This is a genomic window from Rhizorhabdus sp. (assembly GCF_018006725.1).
GTDB lineage: Bacteria > Pseudomonadota > Alphaproteobacteria > Sphingomonadales > Sphingomonadaceae > Rhizorhabdus.
Genome location: NZ_JAGMXV010000425.1, coordinates 1 through 2900 on the forward strand (window position 1 = coordinate 1; position 2900 = coordinate 2900).

At 65.1% G+C, this 2900-nt stretch carries 2 protein-coding genes; both read right to left on the reverse strand.

The window, feature by feature from the left end; all coding sequences use genetic code 11:
• Positions 1-2201 (reverse strand): arylsulfatase (locus KAY22_RS27255; RefSeq protein WP_296626173.1); only part of this gene is annotated, 2201 nt, incomplete at its 3' end.
• Positions 2202-2256: 55 nt separating this feature from the next.
• Positions 2257-2900, reverse strand: a 644-nt coding sequence (locus KAY22_RS27260) for a TonB-dependent receptor (protein ID WP_296626174.1), incomplete at its 5' end; no start/stop codon positions are given.

The following is a 2900-nucleotide window of genomic DNA, read 5'->3' on the forward strand; positions in this document are numbered from 1 at the left end:
ATCCAGCCCTGCACCGTCCGACCGATGCGCCCGCTTGCGATCTCCCGACCGTCGACGCTGATCGTCAGAGTGCCGCCCGCGCCGGGTCTGGCCTCGTCGATGACGAACCGCGCCGTCAGCTTGTGCGCGCCGGGCTCCAGCGGGGCGTCGGCGCGAACGGTAAACTGGTCGGCACCCACGGCATTGTAATGGAAGACCGGGCGACCGTCCTTCAGATAGAAGGCATAGCCGCCGAACCGGCCGCCCTGGGTCAGCAGGACGCCCTGATCCTTTCCGGCCACGGTGACATCGGCTTCGATCGAGAAGGACTTGCCGATCGTATGCGGCGCCGCATCCTCGGCGATCCGCGAGACCGGCGCCGTGTACAGGAACTCGCGTCGTTCGGCGGCCACGCTCGGCCGCCCGGCGGCACCCTGGCTATAGTCGTGGATCGGCAGGATATGGTTTCGCGCAGCCTCTTTCCAGAACAGCGCCTGCATCTCCTTCAGCTTCGCCGGATTGCGCGCCGCCAGATCGTTCGCCGTCGTGAAGTCCTTGTCGAGATTGAACAGGGTCCACTTGCGCTGGTCGGGGCCGAGATCGAGCTTCCGATCGACGCCCGCTCCGACCTCCCAGGCGAGGCGCTTCGGCAAGGTGCCGGCCATCCAGCCATTGTGATAGATGCCGAAGTTCTCCATCATCTCGAACACCTGCGTCGTTCGGCGCGACGGCGCGGCAGGCGCCTCGAAACTGTAGGCCAGGCTGATGCCGTCGATCGGCTGCTGCGCCACGCCATCGACATGGTCGGGCGGGATGACTCCGGCCGCCTCGAGAAGCGTCGGCGCGATGTCGCTGACAAAGGCATATTGGCTGCGGATCGCTCCGCCGTCGCGGATGCGGCGCGGCCAGGAGATCACCATTCCGTTGCGCGTGCCGCCCGCCTGCGAGGCGATCTGCTTCCACCAGGGAAAGGGGCTGTTCATCGCCCAGGCCCAGGCCGCCGGGAAATGGTTATAGACCTTCGGCCCGCCGAAATCGTCGAAGTGGGACTTCAACTCCTCGAAACTCTCCTTCCGGCCGGTGATCGACGACTGCTCGAAGGCGAGCCCATTGAGCCCGCCTTCGGCGCTGCTGCCGTTGTCGCCCTGGATGTACACGATCATCGTGTTGTCGAAGTCGCCACTCCGGCGGATTTCCTCGATGAGCCGGCCGGTCTGATAGTCGGAAAAGGCGACCGACGCTGCGAACACTTCCATCAGCCGCGCATAGACGCGCTTCTGATCGGCAGTGAGCGACGACCAGGCGGGCAGCGAGTCCGGACGCGGCGACAGTCGGGCGTCCTTCGGGATGATGCCGAGTGCCTTCTGCCGCTCGAAGCTTTGTTCCCGCACCACATCCCAGCCGGCATCAAACTGCCCCTTGAACCGGGCGATCCAGTCTTTGGGCACATGGTGCGGCGTATGGGCGAGCCCAGGCGCATAATAGATGAAGAAGGGCTTGTCCGGCGCCGATGCCCGCTGGGTGCGCAGCCAGTTGATGGCGTGGTCCGCCATGTCCCTTTCGAAATGATAGCCAGGGTCGCCGTGCGGCGGCTCGACAGGCACCGTGTTCTCCACGATCGACGGAGCCCACATCGAGGTATCGGCCGACAGGAAGCCGTAGAAATATTCGAAGCCCAGGCCCGTGGGCCACCGATCATGCGGTCCGGCTGCGCTCATTTCCCACTCGGGCGTCAGATGGCCCTTGCCGAACATAGCCGTGTTGTAGCCGCCATCCTTGAGCAGCTTCGCGACGGTGGCGGCGCTCTTCGGGATCACCGTCGTGTAGCCGTCATAGCCCGTCGGCAGGTTGGTGACGTTGCCCATGTTGACGTTGTGTGGCTCTCGGCCCGTGAGCAGGGATGCCCGGGTCGGCGAGCAGAGAGCAGTGGTGCTGAAGCGGTTATAGCGCAGGCCCTGCTTTGCCAGCGCGTCGAAGGCTGGTGTCGGGACCGGTCCACCAAAGGCCTGCGTCACGCCGAACCCCACATCGTCAGTCATGATGACGAGGATGTTCGGCGCATTCGGTGCGGCCTTGGGAGACATCGGCCATTCCGGCGCATGGCTGGACTCGACCGTCTTGCCCACCATACCGGCGTCGACTGCCGCCCTTGCCGGGCTTCCGGCGGCGATCAGCGCCGTCGTCAAAAGAGCGCTCAGAAGGGCGCGCGGCTTGAACATCATCTCACCTCTTGAAAGGAAAAGGGCCGCCCCGCGAGCGGGACGGCCAGTCCGGGAGTCAGTAACGCCAGCTGAGCTGGACCTGCACGGTGCGCGGCAGGCTGGCATAGCCGACCTGATCGGCGATCACCCCTGTCGCGGTTCCCGTGCCGCCGCCCGTGTTGGGCGCATCGACACCGCCAACGGCATACCAGCGGTTGGTCAGGTTCTTGCCGATCAGGGCAAGCTCCCAGCGGTCATCGTCGGTATGCAGGCGGATGCTGCCGTCGATGTTCACATAGCTGTTCTGCCGGGTGAACGGATTACCGAAGGCCGTCGCGATATAGTCGTCGCTATAGCGTGCGTCGAAGGAGAGCCCGAGGCGCAGCCGGTCGGTCAGCGCGGCATCGTAGGAAGCGCCCAGCGACGCGGTCCAGAGCGGCGCATTGGCGGTCGGCTTCCCGCGAAGATTCTGGCGGGGACGCTGGCCAGGCGCAGGGATGGTGCACCCGTCTGCAATCGTCATGCCCCCGTAGCACGGTGCATCGGGCACATCGCCATAGCGCGCCTTGTTGTAGTTGAGGCTGCCGCGCAGATTGAAGCCGGGCAAGGCGCGCGGGCCATATTCGAACTCCAGCTCCACGCCCTTGGTCGTTGCCGAGCCCGCATTGATCGTGCTGAAGGCGAAAACCGCCGCGTTGAAGAAGTCGATCTGGAGATTGG